The sequence below is a fragment of the Occallatibacter sp. genome (assembly GCF_049802275.1).
GTDB lineage: Bacteria > Acidobacteriota > Terriglobia > Terriglobales > Acidobacteriaceae > Telmatobacter.
The window spans coordinates 1-3,029 of record NZ_JBARMD010000557.1 but is presented as its reverse complement, the minus strand read 5'-3'; the positions used below and the strand labels follow the sequence as shown (position 1 = coordinate 3,029).

Annotated in this window: 2 protein-coding genes; one reads left to right on the top strand and one right to left on the bottom strand. The window is 59.0% G+C overall.

The genetic code is table 11. The features are described from left to right. Positions 1-233: 233 nt before the first annotated feature. Positions 234-1,184, bottom strand: a complete 951-nt coding sequence (locus WA354_RS19295) for a diacylglycerol/lipid kinase family protein (protein WP_472814649.1) — start codon at positions 1,182-1,184, stop codon at positions 234-236. Between the two features lie 244 nt (positions 1,185-1,428). Between WA354_RS19295 and WA354_RS19290 the strand changes: the two genes are divergently transcribed. Then, on the top strand, positions 1,429-3,029 hold a 1,601-nt coding region (locus WA354_RS19290), incomplete at its 3' end, for a glycoside hydrolase family 3 protein (RefSeq protein WP_472814648.1).

The following is a 3,029-nucleotide window of genomic DNA, read 5'->3' as shown; positions in this document are numbered from 1 at the left end:
GGGTAATGTGTCCGGGCGCGGGCTGCCATGCGGGTCCTTGCACAGTCGCGCATGCGGTAGATGCCGCAATGGCGACGCAGAGAATGACTGCAGATCGTTTCATGCTGAGACTCCGGATGAAAAAGTGTCGCAGCGATGATTGCAGGAGCGGAACGGGAACGCAAATAACATTCAGCACCAACAGCGGAGTCTGCAGTGCCGGCAGAGTTAGGACAGGGTCCATCTTGCCGCGATTAAGGCTGAGCTCCTCGCGGAACGAGCAGGGTCAGCGTTTCCCGTGCAAGCTCCATGCGCGCAGGCAGGGCACCCAGCACCTCACCATCTGCCTCCACAAAAACGCTGGTCTTCGATCCGTTCATCGGTCTGCATTCGACGGCATCGGCATTCAGCAATTCAATTGAGCGCGAGAAGGTCTGCCGACCCGCGAGAGTGGCCAATAGGAACCGCATGTACTCCAGCCGGCTGCGCGTCTTAAAGGCGACCAGGCTCAGGTCCTTTTTGCGCAACGTCGCTCCGGGAGCGAGCTTTCCCAGCGCGCCGCCGAAGGAACGGATGCGGATGGCGAGCAGTTGCGAGACCTGCTCGACGCGAGGCTCGCCATTGCCATTGATGGAAAAGGACGCGTCGAAAAGCGGAAACGGATGAGAAACCCAGATCTTGAATGCTTCGACCATATAAAGCGCGTATCCGAAGCGGCGTTTTAGGGCCGGGTCCATGCTCGACATCAGCAGCGCGTCTGCTCCGATGCCCGCAGCAACCGTGAAATACCGCCAGCCCTGTGCGCCATTCGTTTCCTGAAAAAAGATGCGGCCAACCGGGACTTCCATTGGCTGAGCATCGAGCAGAGCACGCGCAGCCTTCACGGGATTGCGCCCCAGCCCGAGGTTCTGCGCCAGCGCATTCGCTGTTCCCAGGGGCAGAACACCCAGGGCTACCTTCGTTCCCACCAGTGGCTGAAGCACCTCGTGCACCGTACCGTCGCCGCCGCAAGCAAGCACCGCGTCGTAACCCTGGCGCACAGCGGCGAGAGCAAGGGTCTTGCCGCTGCCGGGCGCATGCGTCTCGAGAGCTTCGGCTTCAATGCCCGCTTTACGAAGCACCGCGAGCGCGCTCTGAATGTAGGATGCGCGGCGTCCGGAGTGCTGGCCTGAAGCTGGGTTGTAGATCAGCGCGACACGGCGCATGTATGCTTTCTGGCCTCGTGGGAGGTTCCTTTTATCAATGATTTCATTCTACAGACGGCGCCGTTATTGTGGTCCATCAGCTTGGATGCGGCACTCAGATTTGGAGAACGGGCCGAACCGAGCTCTTAGCGCGGATTTGCGGGTTGTTTTACACGCTTCTTTGAACCGCACATACACGGTCTGCGTAGGTTATTTACAATGACTCGCCGATACCCGAAAGGATCCAGAATCACCTGCAAATACCATGACGATTCACCTGCGCATTTCCTCAAGGTTGCTGATTTCGGGCCTGCTGTTGGGACTCGGTGTGTTCACCCCCTGCACAAGTGCGCAGGAAAAGCCTGCCACCAAGATCGATACACCGCGCTATAAGGACGCAACGCTACCCGTTGCGGACCGTGTTGCCGACCTGTTGCCGCGAATGACCCTGGAAGAGAAGGTGGATCAACTCAAATGGGATTGGCAGCAAAATGTCTCGGTTATCGATCCGACCGGCACCTATACCAGCGAAACAGCGCGGAAGGCACTTGCAGCGGAGTGGGGTGGAGATCTGAAACTGACACCTCGCAATGCGGCTATCCTGCGCAATGCGGTGCAGCGCTACCAGCTCGAAAAGACGCGGCTCGGTATTCCGGTGATTTTCCCAGGCGAGGCGCTGCACGGATATATGGAATACGGCAGCACAAGCTTTCCGCAGGCGCTGGGACTGGCCAGCACGTTTGACGCGGCGCTGGTGAAGCGCGTGTTTACCGCGGTTGGCGATGAGGCCGGTTCGCGAGGTTCGGGGCAAGTGTTTTCTCCAGTGCTGGACATGGAACGCGATCCGCGCTGGGGGCGAACGGAAGAGGGCTACGGTGAGGATCCTTACCTGATCTCACGCATGGGCGTCGCGGCAATCGAAGGCCTGCAAGGCGATTCGTACATGATCGATCGTCATCACGTTCTCGCCACCGCAAAGCATTTTGCAGTACATGGCCAGCCAGAGGGCGGAACAAATACCGCGCCCGGCAATATCTCTGAACGTGTGATCCGGGGGACGTTTCTGGTTCCATTTGAGGCCGCCGTCAAAGAAGCGCACGTGGGCAGCGTGATGGCATCGTACAACGAGATCGACGGCGTACCCTCTCACGTAAACCACTGGCTGTTAGACAAAGTGCTGCGGCAGGAGTGGGGCTTTGAAGGGTTCATCAGCTCGGATGACAACGCTCTGCAGATGCTGGTGAGCACGCACCACGTGGCATTCAACGAGGCGGATGCAGCGCGACAGGCCATTGCCGCCGGGGTTGATTTCGATGTGGCGGATGCGCCGGCGTTCAACACGCTGGTAGATCAGGTGAAGCAGGGCACCGTGCCGGAGAGCGAAGTGGATCGTGCGGTTTCGCGTGTTCTGGCGGCAAAGTTCCGGCTGGGCCTCTTCGATAATCCCTATGTCGATCCCGATTACGCGGAGAAAACCAACAATAGCCCGGAACACAAGAAGCTTGCTGCGGAAGCGGCGCGTAAAGTGATCGTGCTGCTGAAGAATGACAAGAACCTGCTGCCGCTCGACATGACGAAGCTGAAGTCGATCGCCGTCATCGGGCCGAATGCCGCGGATGTACACCTTGGCGGATATAGTCGCGATCCCGGCTACGGCGTCAGTGTGCTCGACGGCATCAAGGCCAAAGTCGGCGACAAGGTGAAAGTGCTCTACGCAGAAGGCTGCAAAATCACGACAGCGCCGGAGGGTTTCGAGGGCTGGTGGGCGAACGATGTGCAGCTAGTCGATGCGAAAACCCAAACAGCTTCGATACAGGCCGCGGTCGATGCCGCGAAGAAGGCCGACGTTTCGATCGTCGTCGTCGG

What these genes read in the sequence shown, in the direction of transcription:
- WA354_RS19295 (WP_472814649.1), bottom strand. Translation starts at nt 1,184, where the DNA reads ATGCGCCGTGTCGCGCTGATCTACAACCCAGCTTCAGGCCAGCACTCC.